Annotated in this window: 16 protein-coding genes; 8 read left to right on the top strand and 8 right to left on the bottom strand. The window is 34.6% G+C overall.

Features of this window, described 5'->3' with window-relative positions; genetic code table 11:
- The first annotated feature begins 151 nt into the window (after positions 1 to 151).
- Entirely contained in the window at positions 152 to 1,669 is a 1,518-nt protein-coding gene (locus J2772_RS06250; protein WP_209914515.1) for an NAD(P)H-hydrate dehydratase, read from the top strand.
- Between the two features lie 105 nt (positions 1,670 to 1,774).
- Here J2772_RS06250 and lgt read toward each other — a convergent pair whose 3' ends face one another.
- Both lgt and yidD read right to left on the bottom strand, forming a co-directional pair.
- Positions 1,775 to 2,623, bottom strand: a complete 849-nt coding sequence (gene lgt / locus J2772_RS24275) for a prolipoprotein diacylglyceryl transferase (RefSeq protein ID WP_317194490.1) — start codon at positions 2,621 to 2,623, stop codon at positions 1,775 to 1,777.
- Positions 2,624 to 3,073: 450 nt separating this feature from the next.
- The gene (yidD, locus tag J2772_RS06260; protein ID WP_045502213.1) at positions 3,074 to 3,289 is read right to left on the bottom strand and encodes a membrane protein insertion efficiency factor YidD; all 216 of its coding nucleotides are present in this window, start codon (positions 3,287 to 3,289) and stop codon (positions 3,074 to 3,076) included.
- Positions 3,290 to 3,425: 136 nt separating this feature from the next.
- On the opposite strand from yidD, the gene J2772_RS06265 reads away from it, so the two are divergent.
- Positions 3,426 to 4,703: a replication-associated recombination protein A gene (locus J2772_RS06265; RefSeq protein ID WP_209914521.1), complete on the top strand. Its 1,278-nt coding sequence runs from the start codon at positions 3,426 to 3,428 to the stop codon at positions 4,701 to 4,703.
- Between the two features lie 49 nt (positions 4,704 to 4,752).
- Here the strand turns inward: J2772_RS06265 and J2772_RS06270 are convergent, their stop codons facing one another.
- The 5 genes from J2772_RS06270 to J2772_RS06290 all read right to left on the bottom strand — a co-directional run bounded on the left by J2772_RS06270 (position 4,753) and on the right by J2772_RS06290 (position 10,087).
- The gene (locus J2772_RS06270; RefSeq protein ID WP_209914523.1) at positions 4,753 to 5,172 is read right to left on the bottom strand and encodes a hypothetical protein; all 420 of its coding nucleotides are present in this window, start codon (positions 5,170 to 5,172) and stop codon (positions 4,753 to 4,755) included.
- A 113-nt stretch (positions 5,173 to 5,285) separates the two neighbouring features.
- Positions 5,286 to 7,517 (bottom strand): DUF2339 domain-containing protein, encoded by a 2,232-nt coding sequence (locus J2772_RS06275; protein WP_209914526.1) that lies wholly within the window; start codon positions 7,515 to 7,517, stop codon positions 5,286 to 5,288.
- Between the two features lie 107 nt (positions 7,518 to 7,624).
- A complete protein-coding gene (locus J2772_RS06280) occupies positions 7,625 to 8,332 on the bottom strand; it encodes a hypothetical protein (RefSeq protein WP_209914529.1) in 708 nt (235 codons plus the stop codon).
- A gap of 324 nt (positions 8,333 to 8,656) precedes the next feature.
- Positions 8,657 to 9,505 carry a prephenate dehydratase gene (gene pheA, locus J2772_RS06285; protein WP_209914530.1) on the bottom strand — a complete coding sequence of 283 codons (849 nt, stop codon included), beginning with the start codon at positions 9,503 to 9,505 and terminating at the stop codon, positions 8,657 to 8,659.
- Positions 9,506 to 9,658: 153 nt separating this feature from the next.
- Entirely contained in the window at positions 9,659 to 10,087 is a 429-nt protein-coding gene (locus J2772_RS06290; RefSeq protein ID WP_209914533.1) for an acyl-CoA thioesterase, read from the bottom strand.
- A 137-nt stretch (positions 10,088 to 10,224) separates the two neighbouring features.
- Here J2772_RS06290 and dnaA point away from each other — a divergent pair, with 137 nt between their 5' ends.
- The 6 genes from dnaA (at position 10,225) to J2772_RS06320 (ending at position 14,753) form a co-directional block, all read left to right on the top strand.
- Positions 10,225 to 11,679, top strand: coding sequence for a chromosomal replication initiator protein DnaA (dnaA, locus tag J2772_RS06295; protein WP_045495212.1), 1,455 nt, complete (start codon positions 10,225 to 10,227; stop codon positions 11,677 to 11,679).
- Between the two features lie 111 nt (positions 11,680 to 11,790).
- Positions 11,791 to 12,243 (top strand): low molecular weight protein-tyrosine-phosphatase, encoded by a 453-nt coding sequence (locus J2772_RS06300; RefSeq protein ID WP_209914537.1) that lies wholly within the window; start codon positions 11,791 to 11,793, stop codon positions 12,241 to 12,243.
- Positions 12,244 to 12,245: 2 nt separating this feature from the next.
- Entirely contained in the window at positions 12,246 to 12,746 is a 501-nt protein-coding gene (locus J2772_RS06305; protein WP_209914540.1) for a nuclear transport factor 2 family protein, read from the top strand.
- A gap of 4 nt (positions 12,747 to 12,750) precedes the next feature.
- Entirely contained in the window at positions 12,751 to 13,449 is a 699-nt protein-coding gene (locus J2772_RS06310) for an SAM-dependent methyltransferase (RefSeq protein WP_209914543.1), read from the top strand.
- 10 nt (positions 13,450 to 13,459) lie between these two features.
- Positions 13,460 to 13,741 carry a hypothetical protein gene (locus tag J2772_RS06315; protein ID WP_209914545.1) on the top strand — a complete coding sequence of 94 codons (282 nt, stop codon included), beginning with the start codon at positions 13,460 to 13,462 and terminating at the stop codon, positions 13,739 to 13,741.
- 4 nt (positions 13,742 to 13,745) lie between these two features.
- Complete coding sequence (locus J2772_RS06320; protein ID WP_209914548.1) at positions 13,746 to 14,753, top strand: hypothetical protein; 1,008 nt, start codon at positions 13,746 to 13,748, stop codon at positions 14,751 to 14,753.
- A gap of 54 nt (positions 14,754 to 14,807) precedes the next feature.
- Here J2772_RS06320 and J2772_RS06325 read toward each other — a convergent pair whose 3' ends face one another.
- Entirely contained in the window at positions 14,808 to 15,659 is an 852-nt protein-coding gene (locus J2772_RS06325; RefSeq protein WP_209914550.1) for a DUF4349 domain-containing protein, read from the bottom strand.
- Between the last annotated feature and the right edge of the window lie 94 nt (positions 15,660 to 15,753).

Consider the following 15,753-nt stretch of genomic DNA (forward strand, 5'->3'; position numbering starts at 1 on the left):
TTTTTATTCTAAATTGATATTATCATTTTTGATAGAAATTGTAACTTTAACCTTATATTTTATCTCATTAATGATGTCCCTGTATTTTTGTTATCGGGACCTTATCGTAATGAAATATCTTTTATAATTTATTTAAAAGCTAGATTCACTTATGAAAATATTCACTGCCGGACAAATCAAGAGTTGGGATCAGTTTACAATATCCCATGAACCTATCAATTCTATTCAATTGATGGAAAGAGCCTCGATGGGTGTAGCCAATTGGATATCTGAACACTGCAAAGTTCATAGGAAGGCGGTTGTCCTTTGTGGTAATGGAAATAATGGCGGTGATGGGTTTGCTATGGCAAGAATGCTGTATCTGAAAGGTTTTGATGTAGATGTATTTGTTAATGATCCTAAAGGAAAATTCTCAGAAGATGCAGCTGTGAACCTTAAAAGATTACAAGGGATTTCTGGGATTTCCGTAGGAAGCTTTAATCAAATTGAACAATATCACTTTGATGATAAAACAATTATTATTGATGCACTTTTCGGAACCGGATTATCAAGACCTTTAGCTGATGAATATAAAGAGTTGGTAGACTGGATCAATAAGAAAAATAACATTAAAATGGCAATAGATCTTCCTTCCGGACTTTCTGCTGACGGACTTTTGGATGGTGATTCTGTTGTTTTAAAAGCCAATTATACATTAAGTTTTCAATCCTGGAAAAGAAGTTTTCTTCATCCGGAAACAGGAAAATACACCGGAAAAGTAGTTATTCTAAATATCGGACTCAGTGAAAATTATCATGAGGCAACTGAAACAGATTATTTTGCAACTGGTGACTCCTTTGCGGCATCTCTTTTTAACCTCAGAAATGATTTTGCTCACAAAGGAAATTACGGTAAAGCAATTATTGTGGGTGGGAGCTATGGAAAGATAGGTGCCGTAGTGCTGGCAACAAAATCTGTCTTGAAAACCGGGGCCGGACTTACTTTTACATTAGCTCCTCAATGTGGGTATGAGGTATTGCAAACCACTTGTCCGGAAGCCATGTTTATAAAAGGTGGCGAGCATTTTATTAAGAGTTTTGAGATTGATAAAGGAAAAACGGTAGGAATTGGTCCCGGTTTGGGAACTCATAAAGAGACTCAAAAAGCTCTTTTGGCTTTCCTGAAAGATTATCAGTCACCATTAGTTTTGGATGCTGATGCATTAAATATTATTTCTGAAGATCAGAAAAACCTTCAGTTAATTCCTGAAAATTCAATTATCACTCCTCACCCCAAAGAGTTTGAAAGACTATTCGGGGCAACGGAGAATTCATTTAAAAGATTAGAGCTTGCAAGAGAAAAAGCTAAGGAACTGAGTATTTATATTGTATTAAAAGATCATCATACGCAAGTGATTACTCCCGAAGGAGATGTTTATTATAATCTGACTGGAAATGCCGGATTGGCCAAAGGCGGGAGCGGAGATATTCTGACCGGAATTCTGACGTCTCTCCTGGCACAAGGTTATTGCGAAAAAGATACCTGTATTCTAGGAGTCTGGATACATGGAAAAGCGGCTGATTTTGCAGCAGAAAAACATTCAAAAGAGTCTATGCTGCCTACAGATGTAATTGATGAATTGGGAAATGTTTTTACAGAACTAAATAGAAAAACACACAGAAGTTTATAAGTTAAGAGGAAGAATATCATAAAACTTAAATGCAAAAAAGGCAAATCTGTAATGAACAAATTTGCCTTTTTATATTTTAAAACCTAGAATATTTATATAGTCTAATTATTCAGGTTTTGCATTTTCTGCTTCCGTAATTTTAAATTTCTTGGAAATAATCATGATAATAAACCCGGCAAGCATAAACGGAATAGATAGAACCTGTCCGGTATTTAAACCTCCAATCTGGATGAATTCATCACCCTGAGGTTCTTTCAGGAATTCAACGAAGAATCTGATCGCCCAAAGAATGATAAAGAATAACCCAAATAGCCATCCTTGCTGGTATTTTTTATTTGTTTTTCTATAAAGAACCCATAATAAAATGAAAAGAGCAACATATCCTACCGCTTCAAATAACTGGCTCGGATAACGAGGAACGGTAAGTCCGTATTCGCTGCTTTGCTGTGGGAAAAGTAAAGCAAAAGGAGAATTAGGATCAGCTGGTTTTCCTACAATTTCAGAATTGAAGAAGTTCCCCATTCTTACAAACGCACCGCCTAAAGCTACTACAATCCCTAATCTGTCATATACCCAGAAAGGATTTTTTTTGATGATCTTATATGAATAATAAAGAGTGGTAAGGATCAATGCTATTGTTGCTCCATGGCTTGCCAATCCTGAAAATCCGGTAAATTTGATCCCATTTTTGGTGCTAATCGGTAAAAATACACTCCAGAAGTCCTCTTTAAACAGTTCCGGCTGATAGAAAATAACGTGTCCTAATCTTGCTCCAAGAATAGTTCCTATCAATGTCCATGTGAAAAGCGGCTCAAGATATTTCTGGTTAACATTATCAATTTTAAAAATTTTGGTCATTAAAATATACCCGAAACCAAATGCTAAGACAAACATTAAGCTGTAAAAGTGTAATGTAAATATCCAGAGATGGATACCTTTTGAAGGATCCCATATTTTAAAGGATGTTTTAAGTTCTACTTTATCAGTATCAGAGATAGGTTTTGCAGATTTTACAGCATATTTGTATGTGGTGATATTATCCTTGGTAGGAGCTGTGTCAATCAATTTAAAGTTTTTATCCAGAAACTGATATTGTGAATCCTTGAATCTTGCCAGTGTTGAAACGCCGTAATTATAGTAAGCAGGCTCAAAACTGGATTCGTTAAGGATGACAAGAACATTCTCTTTAATTCCCCTGTCGGGAAAAACAGCCAGATCCCCCATTTCTGTAGTGGAATAGATTTTCACGGGAACATTATTTCCATTGACATCTAGAGTTCCGTCAGATAGACCTCCTGGGTATTCCTGTGCAAACAGACACTGAGTAACCAATGCAAATATGACAAGGTAAATTCTGAAAAAAATATTACTCATTTTTCTATTGATTTAATAGTTTGTTATTTCTTATTGATGCTTGTGTTTAGGTGGAACAGGATCATAACCGCTTCCTCCCCACGGATGACATCTTAAAATTCTTTTAAATCCCAGCCAGAAACCTTTAAATATACCATGAACCTGTAAAGACTCTATCATATAATGAGAGCAGGTAGGTTCGTAACGGCAGTTTTTAGGAAGTAGGGGCGAGATAAACCACTGGTAAAATTTTATCAAAATTACCATAGGAAATGTAATGATTTTATTGAATGTAAGTTTCAAAACAATGCAAAAATAGGGTAAAAAAATGAAAATTAGTTTAATTTTGTTAGAAGTTTCAGACCATAGAAATCTGAAATATTGATCTTAAAAATAAAATACTTTGAATCAAAATATTCCATTAGCTGAAAAATTAAGACCTAAAACCCTGGATGAAGTTTTGGGACAGGAACATCTTACCGGCGAAAAAGGGACGATCAGAAAAATGATCGAAAATAATACCTTGAATTCCCTGATCTTTTGGGGACCTCCGGGAACAGGAAAAACCACGTTGGCAGAAATTATTTCTGAAAGTTCAGGGCGGAAGTTTTATAAGCTTTCTGCAGTTTCTTCAGGGGTGAAAGATGTGCGTGATGTGATTGAAGATGCTAAAGGACAGAATTTATTTTCCGGAAAATCTCCCATCTTATTTATTGATGAGATCCATCGTTTCAATAAATCCCAACAAGACTCGCTGTTGCATGCTGTAGAAAAAGGCTGGATCGTTTTGATAGGAGCTACTACAGAAAATCCAAGCTTTGAGGTAGTTTCTGCTTTGCTGTCCAGAAGTCAGGTGTATATTTTGAAGGCGCTAAGCTTTGAAAAACTGGAAGAACTTATTGATATTGCTTCTGAACGATATAATAAAGATGAAGGGACGGATTTTAAAATTCTTGAAAAAGAGGCTCTTATTCAGTATTCAGGAGGAGATGCCAGAAAGCTGATTAATTCTGTAGAGTTGGTTTTGAATCAGTATAAAAATACAGATACCCAAGAGATTATCAATTCAGATGTGCTGGAAGTTCTTCAGGAAACAATGGCGCTGTATGATAAGAATGGTGAGCAGCATTATGATATTATTTCTGCTTTCATTAAATCAATGCGTGGAAGTGATCCCAATGGAGCTGTGTATTGGCTGGCGAGAATGCTTGTTGGAGGAGAGGATATTAAATTTATTGCAAGAAGAATGCTTATTCTGGCAGCGGAAGATATTGGATTGGCTAATCCTAATGCGTTGGTAATTGCCAATAACTGTTTTCAGGCGATCAATGTGATCGGAAATCCTGAGGCAAGAATTATTCTAAGTGAAACGGCTGTATATCTTGCTGTTTCTCCTAAAAGCAACTCTGCCTATATGGCTATTAATGAAGCAATGGCATTAGTGAAACAAACTGGAAATTTACCAGTACCTCTCCATTTAAGAAACGCTCCCACCAAACTGATGAAGGATTTGGATTATGGAAAAGAATATAAGTATGCCCATTCCTATGGAGGGAATTTTGTAGATCAGGATTTTCTTCCTGAGGAAATCAAAGAGGTGAAACTGTATGAACCTGGAAACAACGCTACAGAAAAAAAGATCTACGAAGAACTGAAAAAGAAGTGGGGAAAGAAATATTAAATAAAAAAGGATAACATGAAAATGCTATCCTTTTTTGTATTGTTAAAAACTACTTTGTTGTATAAATAAATAAAGTTGATTTTCCGTTGTAATCCTTCTTCTCCGATTTTGCCATAATAGCTGTGAATATTTTAGTAGATGAATCTGTAAATTCATGTCCATCAATAAAAACAGAATTATCAGAAGGAATATCACTTTGTTGGTTTAGCTGTGCTAATGTCATCCTATCAAAACCAAGGCTTTTATTAAGTTTATATACGGTAACACCGTTGGTAAAAACAGAACTGTATTTTTTCAAATTAGCAGGAAGGCTCGCTGCACTATTATAGGTCTTTAGGACCTGTGTGCGAGGACTTGCAGACTTGAACAGATCTTCTGTTCCAATCATATTGTCAGCCACAGCAAGCTTTTTTTGTGCAAATAAAGTTGCAGATGACAGTATTAAAAAAGAATAGAGTAATTTTTTCATAATCAGAATATGTAACTGTTAAAAACGTGATAAATATAGTTATTTTTTGTAAAATGTGAATTAAATATTGGAATGTTTTACATTTTATTTAGAAATAAAAACCTTTAGCCTAATTATAATTCCTGGTTTTTTTCATTTTTTTCTTTGGTGTCAACCATATTTTTGATAATGTTTTTAAGACGCTGAAAAGTGAATGAACTTAATAACAGGATAATTCCCAGAGCAATGAATGCGCTGATTCTTGAGATGTTATCCATTTGCCAGACATCATAAGCGTAAAGCTTTAAAACCATTAAACCAATCAGGGCAAACCCAACTTTGTTGTATTCCTGAATGTTTTTTCTCAATCCTATATAAATAAATATACTCGCAAGAATGGCCCAGAGGATAGGTAAATAAAGAATGTTGAAATGATTTCTTATGGCATAAGAATCTTCTACACCATGAGATGCCGCCAATACATATAAGTGATGAAGTTCACAGCTGACCGAAACAATGAATGCTAGAGAAACGACCCAATATGATATCTTTGATTGATGAAATCCCGTATCAGGAATAATTTTTAAAGATACATATATAAGAGGGATCCATTGAAGCAGATGTAATAGATAAAAACTGTGCTTAAGTTGTTTTGATAAAATATCTGTAACTATTGATGAGGTGGAAGCAGAAATGTTAATCATTATAAGGAAGAAGAACAGGTAGATCAGCCCTGTTTGAAGATCTTTGGCGATACTTAGTTTTTTTCTGAAAAATAATAATATAAAAATATAATAGATGCTGTACAGTAGTGCTACACTGGTTATTGCGGCCCAAGGTAGGGTGTTGATGTGATAAATGATTTCAAGAAGAATGGCGGTGTAAATAACCCCATAACTTGCAGCTGTAATGAGATCTTCAAAAAAAGTATGAGTTCCCGTTTCTGTTTCTTTACTGGTGTTTTTTAATAAATATAAATTAATCCCGGTGGAAACAATAGTTACCAGACTCGTTAAAAATACAGGGTTGAATACAATGTTGAGGTTTGTCGCATTGAAATATTCACACCAGGTAATAAGCTGTGCGAAAATAACCAACGGGAAAAGGACATGAAAACATGTTTTAAAAATTTTATGGCCTGTTTTTTTCCATATAAAAAGGAGTAGGGTTGCTTCTATAGCCCAAACGCTGGTGATAAGATGAGCTTTAAACTGTAGAGCAATAGCTATTGTAATCAGACTGACGGTTACTCCTGAAAAAACAGAAAAAGGAATCCCAAAGTCTCTTTTTCCATATTCCCTGAAAAGAAAAACAGCATTCACTAATGCAAAAATAAGGGGGAAGATAATCACAGGATCATATTGTAATTCATTAAAGATATAAGTCAGGCCTATAATACTTGAGCAGTTGATAAGAGCAAGCATTAAAATATCCGGAATAGAAAGCTCAGTTTTTCTGAAATAATCAAGAAGAGCAAAAATGTAGAAAATAATATAGCTGATAAGATAGAACGTAATGCTCAAAAGTTCAGGAAGTTCTATTGTCCAGTAAAAAAGGTATATGCTGGTAAAGATATAAGCTGTCCATCCTACACTTTTCCAGTGCTGAAGGAAAGCAACGGCCAGCATTCCAATATTTAATAAAGTAAGGTAAGTGAAAAGGAATATATAGTTATTTTCTCCTGTGCTAATCATTAGAGGCGCTGTAAAACCACCTATCAATGAAAAGATGATTAAAACTTCACTTCTGTAATAATAGGATAAAATGATGGCAGCAGCGGTAATTAATGAAGTGGTAAGAAAGGCTGTATTCTGGCTGAAAAGATGATATTCTCTGAAAGCAATAGTTGTTGTGAAGTATAAAACAGCAATTCCACCTCCGGTGATGATGGATGCAAATGTTTTATAGTTTTTTCTGAGAAAATGTCCTGTAAGGATGATGGCTGTTCCGGTACAAAGACCAATTCCGGCTCTTGCAGTTTCTCCAATCCAGTTTTTATCAATAGCGTATTTTACAAAGTAGCCTATTCCGAGAACTAAAGTGAAAATACCAACAACAGTAAGGATGTTTTGTTTCAAAAATTCAAAAACAGGACTTAGCCAGTCTTGTTGAGGTATTGGAGGGTGTTCGGGATTTTCATTAGGAGTTATAGTTTCCTTGTGGGGTTCAAATATTGGTGCTTGCGATGGTGTGGAGGTTTCTTCAGGAGAGGTGACTTCCTGAAGGATCTCAGGTTGTGTTGTCCTTTTATTGACTTTTGAACTAAGGTCTGATACCTCTTTTTCAAGTTTCCGAATTTTGGTATTCAGGTTGTTGAAAATAATGGCAATGACTACAATCAGGATAACCGCAAGATACTCATTCATTATATAGTTTTTATCAAATATAAAGAATTTTGAAATGGTATTAAAAAATTAACCCATCACAACAGCGGCGATGGGTTAACGATATAGATAACTAACAATATGTCTAATTAATTAGATACTTTATAGATATAGAATGAAGAAACAGTGGATGCTAAAATCGATAGGTTTAGAAGGTTGCTTCCTGTAAGGCCAAAGCTTACTTTGTCTCCTGCCTGGAAAGAGTATAGTGAATTTATACTCGACTCAGATATGGTTAGACTTACTAGCCCTAAATCAAGACCTGTAAACGGTCGGCTGTCAATAATTGTACCAATTCCACTTCTTGTTCTTGCTATTCCAATACCATAACCGTTTACAAGAAGGTTTGCCTGTAATCCGGTTCCATATCTGAAGGTGTATCCTATCATATAAACTCCTGTAGATGGAATGATGAAAGAACTGTCTGAATTAGAAAACATACTTGCTGATCCTATTGTTCTTTCATCTGCCTGGAAATTGACAGGTCGGAAGTTTGATGGAAATAGTGTGATGTCTATAAGACTGATTCCAGCTGTTTTTTTAGCCGCAAACATTGCTGAGTTAACATTAGCTGCTCCTATTAACAATTGTGGATCCATAGCAAATACTTCTGTAGTTCCATTGTCTTGAACCAAAAGCTTATACCCGGGTACTGTAATTGCTGAAGGTGTGTTTCGAACCTTCATGTTTCCATTGATATCCAATGTTGCTGTCGGGGTATTGGTATTAATTCCTACTTGTGAAAATAATGGTAAGGTAGCAAAAGCTACAATTAGGCTGTAGATTTTAGTTTTCATGATCAAATTTTTATTTAGTTGCTAGCAAAGATACAAAAATACTAAACTTGATATTATGAATTTTTTACTTTTAACGTTAATATGGTATTAAATATTTAAACGTATGTTTATATTTTAGTGTATATTATTACATATTTTAATTACGAATTATTTTTTTTGTTTGATTAAATGAATGTATATGAGGATTTTGAAAAATAAAATTATCCCTTTTGTGTGGGTTACTTTTTGGGAGTTATTTATTGTTGTCAGCCAGATATTGTTTTATAATAATAAAAAAGCACTGTTGAGGTAACAGTGCTTTTGTAATGAATATGTTGGTTTATTTTAACTCTCTAAAAGGAATTCTTTATAATTTCCAAGAAAATCAATATCTGCATTGATGGATTCGAGTTCCTTCAAAGCATTCCCATGGAGTACATCTTCCCACGGACCTTCTACATTAATAAAGAAGAAATAATTGCCCAGCCCGGTCTTTAATGTTCGGGATTCAATCTTGCTGAGGTTCATTTTTCTCCATGCGAAAACCGATAAAACCTGGTGAAGTCCTCCCGGATGGTCTTCAGGAAGGGTTACAAGCATTCCAGATTTCTCTCCTAATGTTTCCAGTTGGCTGTTGTCGTATTTATTTTGCTGTTTAGAGATGATGATAAATCGGGTATGATTTTGTTCAAAATCCTGAATATTACGGTTGATGATGGTTAACCCATATAAATTGGCTGCAAACTGATTTGCTACTGCAGCAATTTTAGAATCTTTGTTTTCTGAAACAAATTTAGCTGCTGCTGCTGTAGAAGAAAAGTCCTGCTTGGGAATTCCTTTATAATGAGTGTCTAAAAAATGGAAACTTTGAGCCAGTGCCTGTGGATGCGAATAAATCCTTTCTATCTCCTCAATAGAGTTTTCAGGATGAATCATCAGATGGTGGGCAATCGGCATTACAGCTTCCGCTTCAATTTTTATAGACGGTGTCTTATACAAATAATCCAGCGTCATTGATACGGTTCCTTCTATGGAGTTTTCCAAAGGAACAACAGCTTTAAGTGCGTCTCCGCTTTCTACTGCCCCAAAACAGTCCAGAATGCTGGCTTGTGGTAAAAGCTCATCATCAGGAAAAAGCTGTGCTGCGGCAAGCTGGGTAAAGCTGGCATGAGGCCCTAAAAATGCTATCTTCATAAGTAAATATATAAGGTGTTGTTGTCAAAAGACAAAGGTGCGAATTATAGTTCAAAGTGCAAGGGGAGAGTGTTTAAAGTTCGAAGTTTAAAGTGGCAGGCTATAGAGATTAAGTTTTGTATCTCCACTCTTTATATCTCCTGTCTCAAACCTCTATAATGTATCTTCTGTTGTATCCTTCCAATTAGATTCAATCATCTTCATCAGGAAATCCGGACATTTGATGACTTTATTGGTTTTGGCATCTAAAAAGAAAAGGGTAGTGGAAGCTTCGGTAATTTTAATATGTTCTTCATTGTAAATTTCATATTCAAATTCAATTCTTACACCGGGGATTTTTTTTACATAAGTATGAATTTCTAACTTTTGGTCATACAAAGCTGGACGAATATACTTAATTTTGTAATCTGAAACAGGTAGCCAAATTCCTTGGTTTTCAATTTCATCGTATGAAATTCCTATACTTCTGAAGAGCTCAACCCGGCCCACTTCAAAGTACTGAGCGTAGTTGCCATAGTAGACATATTTCATGGGGTCTGTTTCTGCGTAACGTACTCGTATTGAGTGTGTTGTATGTATCATTTTAGGTCTTTAATTATACATACAAATATATTTTTAAATAATCAATACCTGCAATATTTTTTTTTAAAAAGAAAATATTGGACCTTTGTCTCCCTTCTGAAAACAGTACAAACAAAAGAATAATCAGGGCATAAAAAATGGATGACAATTTAATGATGATATGGCAGAAGTGCCTTCAGTTTATGCGTGATAACTTGAACGCAGCTGAAGATAATTCTGACCTGAAAAAACTTGAAAAATCTTTCGATATGTTATTTGATAAGGTACAGCCACTTTCATTAGTGTCTAATAACCTTACACTTATCGTACCAAGCGATTTTTACAAGGAATATATAGAGGACAATTACTTGTCCTTACTTTCTGCTGCCCTGAAGAAAAATGTAGGAAAAGGAGTTAAATTATGGTATTCCGTAATGGAAAACAGACCAAAAGGTGAGGAAAAACCGGTTACCATGAATATGAAGGGACAAAGCGTTCCTACTCCAAAAACACAGGAAACAATGCCACAAGGATTCTCAGCTAATATTGTAAACCCTTTCGTGGTCCCTGGAATTAGAAAAGTAAATATTGATTCTAACCTGAAACCAGACTATTCTTTTGATAGCTATGTAGAAGGAGAAAGTAATAAATTTGCAGCTACCGTAGCAAGATCTATTGCAAAAAGACCAGGAGCTACAGCATTCAACCCATTATTCTTATATGGAGGATATGGAGTAGGAAAAACACACTTAGGCCAGGCAGTTGGTCTTGAAGTAAAGAATCAGTTTCCGGACAAAGTCGTTCTTTACTTATCTTCAGAAAAATTCATTCAGCAGTTTATTTCAGCTGCAAAAGCACATAAGCAGACAGAATTTGCTAACTTCTATCAAATGGTAGATGTATTGATTATCGATGATATTCAGTTCTTATCAGGAAAATCAGCAACTCAGGATAGTTTCTTCCACATTTTCGATCACCTGCATCAAAATGGAAAGCAGATCATCCTTACTTCTGATAAAGCACCTGCAGATATTATGGATATTCAGGATAGAATTGTTTCCCGTTTTAAATGGGGACTTTCTGCAGAGATCAAATCTCCGGATTTATCTACAAGAAGACAGATCATTGAAGATAAATTAAGCAGAGACGGAATTGTTCTTCCGGGAGATATGCTTGATTTCCTTGCTGTTGAAACTAAGACAAACGTAAGAGAATTAATCGGGGTAATTAACTCAGTAATTGCATATTCTACAGTATATAAGAGAGATTTAAGTCTTGAATTATTAAAGGAAACCATCAATAGAATTGCTGCCAATCAAAAGAAGGTAATCAATATTCCTTATATTCAGGAAGTGGTATGCGACTATTTTGGAATCAAAAAAGAGCAGCTTCTGTCTAAAACAAGAAAAAGAGAGATTGCGTTACCAAGGCAATTGGCGATGTATTTTTCAAAGGAGTTCACGAACTCCACATTCACTAAAATTGGTGAAGAAATGGGTGGTAAAGACCATTCTACAGTAATGTATGCTTGTGATACCATCAAGGATGTATCGAAAATTGATAAAGAAATCAAGAAATATGTTAAGGATCTTACCGAAAGAATTAAGCAGTAAGATGATCTTAAGCTAAAATATTAAAAAATGAAGAATAGTTTTATTCTTCATTTTTTATTTAGATTTGTTGAAACAAATAAATGTTTATTACAATTTAATAAATATCAGACTATGAAAATCCTGATGGTTTGTCTCGGAAATATATGCAGAAGCCCTTTAGCAGAAGGAATTATGAAAACAAAAGTGCCGGAAAGCTTTGTGGTAGATTCTGCCGGAACGATTTCTATGCACGAAGGTGAATATCCGGATAAAAGAGCCATTAAAACTGCTGCCCATCACAATATTGATATTTCCAGACAAAGATCAAGACCCATTACAAGAAGAGATTATGAAACTTTTGATAAGATTTTCTGTATGGATATAAATGTCCTTGAAGATGTTGTTACCAACGCTAAAAATGAAGCGGAACGTCAGAAAATATCATTATTCCTGGAAGTATTGGGAGACCATAAAAATGCTGAGGTTCCGGATCCCTATTGGGGAGATATGAAAGATTTCGAAAATGTTTTCCAGCTTTTGGATAAAGGATGTGATGCTATTAGAAACCAAATCCTAATAACATAACCATGAAAAAACTACTATTATTACTTGTGCTAAGCTTTAATTTCTCTTTCGCTCAAACCAAAGATGAAACAGAAATACTTAAAGTAATGAATGACTTTATGGAAAGTATTAAAACAAGGAATGAAACTCAATATCTGTCCTTATTTCAGGAACCGGTACTCTGGACCGGAATTTACAAAGACAGAACGCAGGCTAAACGCCTCGAGAAAAATCCCAAGGCAGAATATTATTTTGCCGATGATTATAAAGCTTTCATCAAAGGCTTTAAAGACGACAAGTCTGAAGAAAAATTTGACAATATTAAAATCGTTGAAGATGGAGCAGTAGCTTCTGCTAATTTCGATTACAGCTTTTGGTATAACGGTAAAATGGAAAACTGGGGGAAAGAAATCTGGACGCTGATGAAAATTAACGGAATCTGGAAAATAACTTCTGTCACATTTTCCATGGACCTTGCAAAATACTTCCCACAACCTTCACTAAACGAAAGAACTAAAAAATAAAACAATGCTTTTTTTACTCCCTGCTTATTTATCAGAAAACACCTCTGTTACTCATTTTGCACCTGTTATTAAGGATTATATCATGCAAACGGACTACTTCTTCGTGGAGAACGAAAAAACTGCCAGAAAGGTTGTTAAATATTTCGCTCCTGAAAAGAAACAGGCAGATTTAAAACTGTTTTTATTAGATAAGTATACAGAAAACGCAGATATTAAAGAAGCCCAGCAACTGATGTTGAAAGGGCAGGACTTTGGATTACTTTCAGAAGCTGGACTGCCATGCATTGCAGATCCTGGAAATCTGATGGTAAAATGGTGTCATGAGAAAAACATACAGGTAGTTCCTATTTCAGGGCCGTCATCTATTATTTTGGCCCTAATTTCCAGTGGATTCAACGGGCAAGAGTTTACCTTTAACGGATATCTTCCAATTGATAAAGGAGAGAAAAAGAAACAGATTCAACAGCTGGAAAGCTTAGTTCAGAAAACAGGCTACTCCCAGATCTTTATGGAAACTCCTTACAGAAATAATCAGCTTATTGAAGATCTGACTAAGTTTCTGTCTCCTAATACGAAGCTTTGTATTGCTGCCAATATTAATGATCCCGAGCATGAGTTTATTAAAACAAAAACAATCAAAGACTGGCAAAAACAGAAGCCTGAGCTTCATAAAGTGCCTGCTGTATTTGTATTAGGAAAATAAAAAAATAACGATGAAAAATAACCCGTTCCTTACTATTTTTCTATTGTTTTGTATTCAGGTATTGCTTGTCAAATACCTGGATTATATAGATTTTGAGATGGGGGAAGGCTTATCTTTAGCTTTTATGTGTTTTTTAATTCCAATCGTTTCTATAGTTCTTAATTTGTTTATCGGAGAATCCGGGTATAAAAAACCATTCAGGTATTTTACTTTTTTTATTGTAATCATTTCCCTTTTGGCATTTGTAGCATTGTCTTATTTAGGTGCTTTAGGAAGAGCTTACCAGCATTAAGAATATGAAAAAAACAACCATAGATTATCTGAATTTTTGTCTGGCAGGTGTTTTTATTGTGCTGGTTCTTCTCTATGGAATTGCTTTGCTGAAAAAAAAGGAATTTAATAAGGTAAGCTGGTCAGCGAAGATCGTAAGTAAGGAGCTGAATTCAAAAGATGATAAAGCAAATATGCTTAAGATCATTGATGTGGTTTTTATCAATACTTTTAATCATTCCAAAAATACATTACATTTTGATTCTCCAAAATTAATTGTTTCAAAAGGATCTGATTCTGCCTATTTTTGGACACAAGATGATCTTTTACCGGATTCTTTATCCATTAAATACTTTTCAGTTAATGAGAAAAAGTTTTATCAATTGAATACAAAGCTTCACTTGGAAAAAATGCAAAATTCTTTGGAAAATAAGAATGAAGGAGCAGATGTAAAGATGGAAATTCAAACGAAAGGTAAGATTTCTGTGATGATTGAACAGCCGGGAAATAAAAATTTCGGATCAAAATTAATTCAAAGTTTTCAGGCAAAAGAAGTTCAGGGAACGCTGAGAATGTTGGTGTATAGCCAATATGAAAGGAAGGAATATAATGATTTTCCTTCCCTGAAAGACGTTTCAGATTATTCTGATATTCTTATCCAAAAATACCCATGGATAGTGAAAATTGAGACTGAAAACACTGAGAAAATTTCAGAAATTTCTGCTTATGCTTTTGATGGAAAATCAATGAGAACTGACAATGAAACCTTTGAGGATGTGAAACTTAGAAATCTTCCCAATAGGTTTTCTATTGACTGGGGAAATACACAGAGATATGGAAGTAATTATTCCTTTGACAGTCAGGAAATTTTGAATGCTTTTAAAGATTTAAATCAGATAAAGAGTAACGAGCCCATACTGATTACTTTTAAATTGTTAAAAAATGCTTATCCGAAAGCTGAAATCTCTAAAGGAGGAAAAACGATCCCTTTAAAAGATCTTTACCCGGATATTCCAACAAAATATGCGCGTTAAAATAAAAACCGAAGCTCCGTAGAGATTCGGTTTTATTAGTTTATGTAAGGAAATTTATTGCTTTTTCTTTTTCCATTTTCTCCATAGAGCAACAATAAGAGGAATCAATAATAAGAATGGCCAAAAAGAAATAATCCCTAAGAAAAAGGCTACAAAACTGTTCCAGCCTTCTGTTATGGAATCTACAAAACGGCTCCCAAATCCGATTTTAGAGGTGGCAGAACTTCTTACCTTTTCTTTGTATAGGTTTAGATTTAAAGTGCTGTAATTCACCCTGTCATCTATAAAGCGAAGCGTTCCTTCAGCCACATCAATTTCATCTTCCAGTGCACGGATTTTTTCCTGAATCTCCAGCATATCTTTAGTGGTGGTCGCACTTTTGAGCATATCCCGATATTTTTCAAGATAAATTTTCTTGTTGGCTAATTTAATGGATACATCAGTATATTCCTCGGTGACATCATTAGAAGAAATGTTTTTTGACAAAACAGTACCCATACCATCTGAAAATGAACTGATGAGCATATCAAAGTGTTTGTGGGGAACTCTGATCGTCAGTTCCAGATTATCATTCATATCTGTATTTTGAAATTCTTCTTTTTGAATATAAGCGCTATTCTTTTTTATAATTTCATACACCTGATTTTGAGCTTTTTTTATATCTCCCACCTGAATTTTCATCTCTCCGTTTTTAATAATTTTTCTGGAGACAGTATCAGTTTCTTTTAAAGTAGGAAACGAGGTAATGCCAGATTCAGTCTTCTCAGAAACGATGTGAGGTGGAGAAGGAGCTTTAGTTTCAGGAATAATTTCCAAAAGATCTGCATTTACAGACTGTTTGTCAGGTTCTTTTTTGCTGCAATGGATAAGAATTAGACAAAATAAAGATAAAAGTATATTTCTCATATATAGTTTTTGAAATTTTATCAAAAACTGTGCTTTAAATAATGATTATCTTAAAATAAATTGATTTTTACACGATGAGAACCGTTTTATCTCT

The organism is Chryseobacterium jejuense, from assembly GCF_017877355.1.
Classification (GTDB): Bacteria; Bacteroidota; Bacteroidia; order Flavobacteriales; family Weeksellaceae; genus Chryseobacterium; species Chryseobacterium jejuense_A.

Bases quoted from the DNA above. Each gene is read 5' to 3' on its own strand.
- J2772_RS06310 (WP_209914543.1), top strand. From the start codon at position 12,751: ATGCTTTTTTTACTCCCTGCTTATTTATCAGAAAACACCTCTGTTACT.
- J2772_RS06320 (WP_209914548.1), top strand. From the start codon at position 13,746: ATGAAAAAAACAACCATAGATTATCTGAATTTTTGTCTGGCAGGTGTT.
- J2772_RS06305 (WP_209914540.1), top strand. From the start codon at position 12,246: ATGAAAAAACTACTATTATTACTTGTGCTAAGCTTTAATTTCTCTTTC.
- J2772_RS06275 (WP_209914526.1), bottom strand. From the start codon at position 7,517: ATGAATGAGTATCTTGCGGTTATCCTGATTGTAGTCATTGCCATTATT.
- pheA (WP_209914530.1), bottom strand. From the start codon at position 9,505: ATGAAGATAGCATTTTTAGGGCCTCATGCCAGCTTTACCCAGCTTGCC.
- J2772_RS06325 (WP_209914550.1), bottom strand. From the start codon at position 15,659: ATGAGAAATATACTTTTATCTTTATTTTGTCTAATTCTTATCCATTGC.
- J2772_RS06280 (WP_209914529.1), bottom strand. From the start codon at position 8,332: ATGAAAACTAAAATCTACAGCCTAATTGTAGCTTTTGCTACCTTACCA.
- yidD (WP_045502213.1), bottom strand. From the start codon at position 3,289: ATGGTAATTTTGATAAAATTTTACCAGTGGTTTATCTCGCCCCTACTT.
- J2772_RS06300 (WP_209914537.1), top strand. From the start codon at position 11,791: ATGAAAATCCTGATGGTTTGTCTCGGAAATATATGCAGAAGCCCTTTA.
- J2772_RS06270 (WP_209914523.1), bottom strand. From the start codon at position 5,172: ATGAAAAAATTACTCTATTCTTTTTTAATACTGTCATCTGCAACTTTA.
- dnaA (WP_045495212.1), top strand. From the start codon at position 10,225: ATGGATGACAATTTAATGATGATATGGCAGAAGTGCCTTCAGTTTATG.
- J2772_RS06290 (WP_209914533.1), bottom strand. From the start codon at position 10,087: ATGATACATACAACACACTCAATACGAGTACGTTACGCAGAAACAGAC.
- J2772_RS06315 (WP_209914545.1), top strand. From the start codon at position 13,460: ATGAAAAATAACCCGTTCCTTACTATTTTTCTATTGTTTTGTATTCAG.
- J2772_RS06250 (WP_209914515.1), top strand. From the start codon at position 152: ATGAAAATATTCACTGCCGGACAAATCAAGAGTTGGGATCAGTTTACA.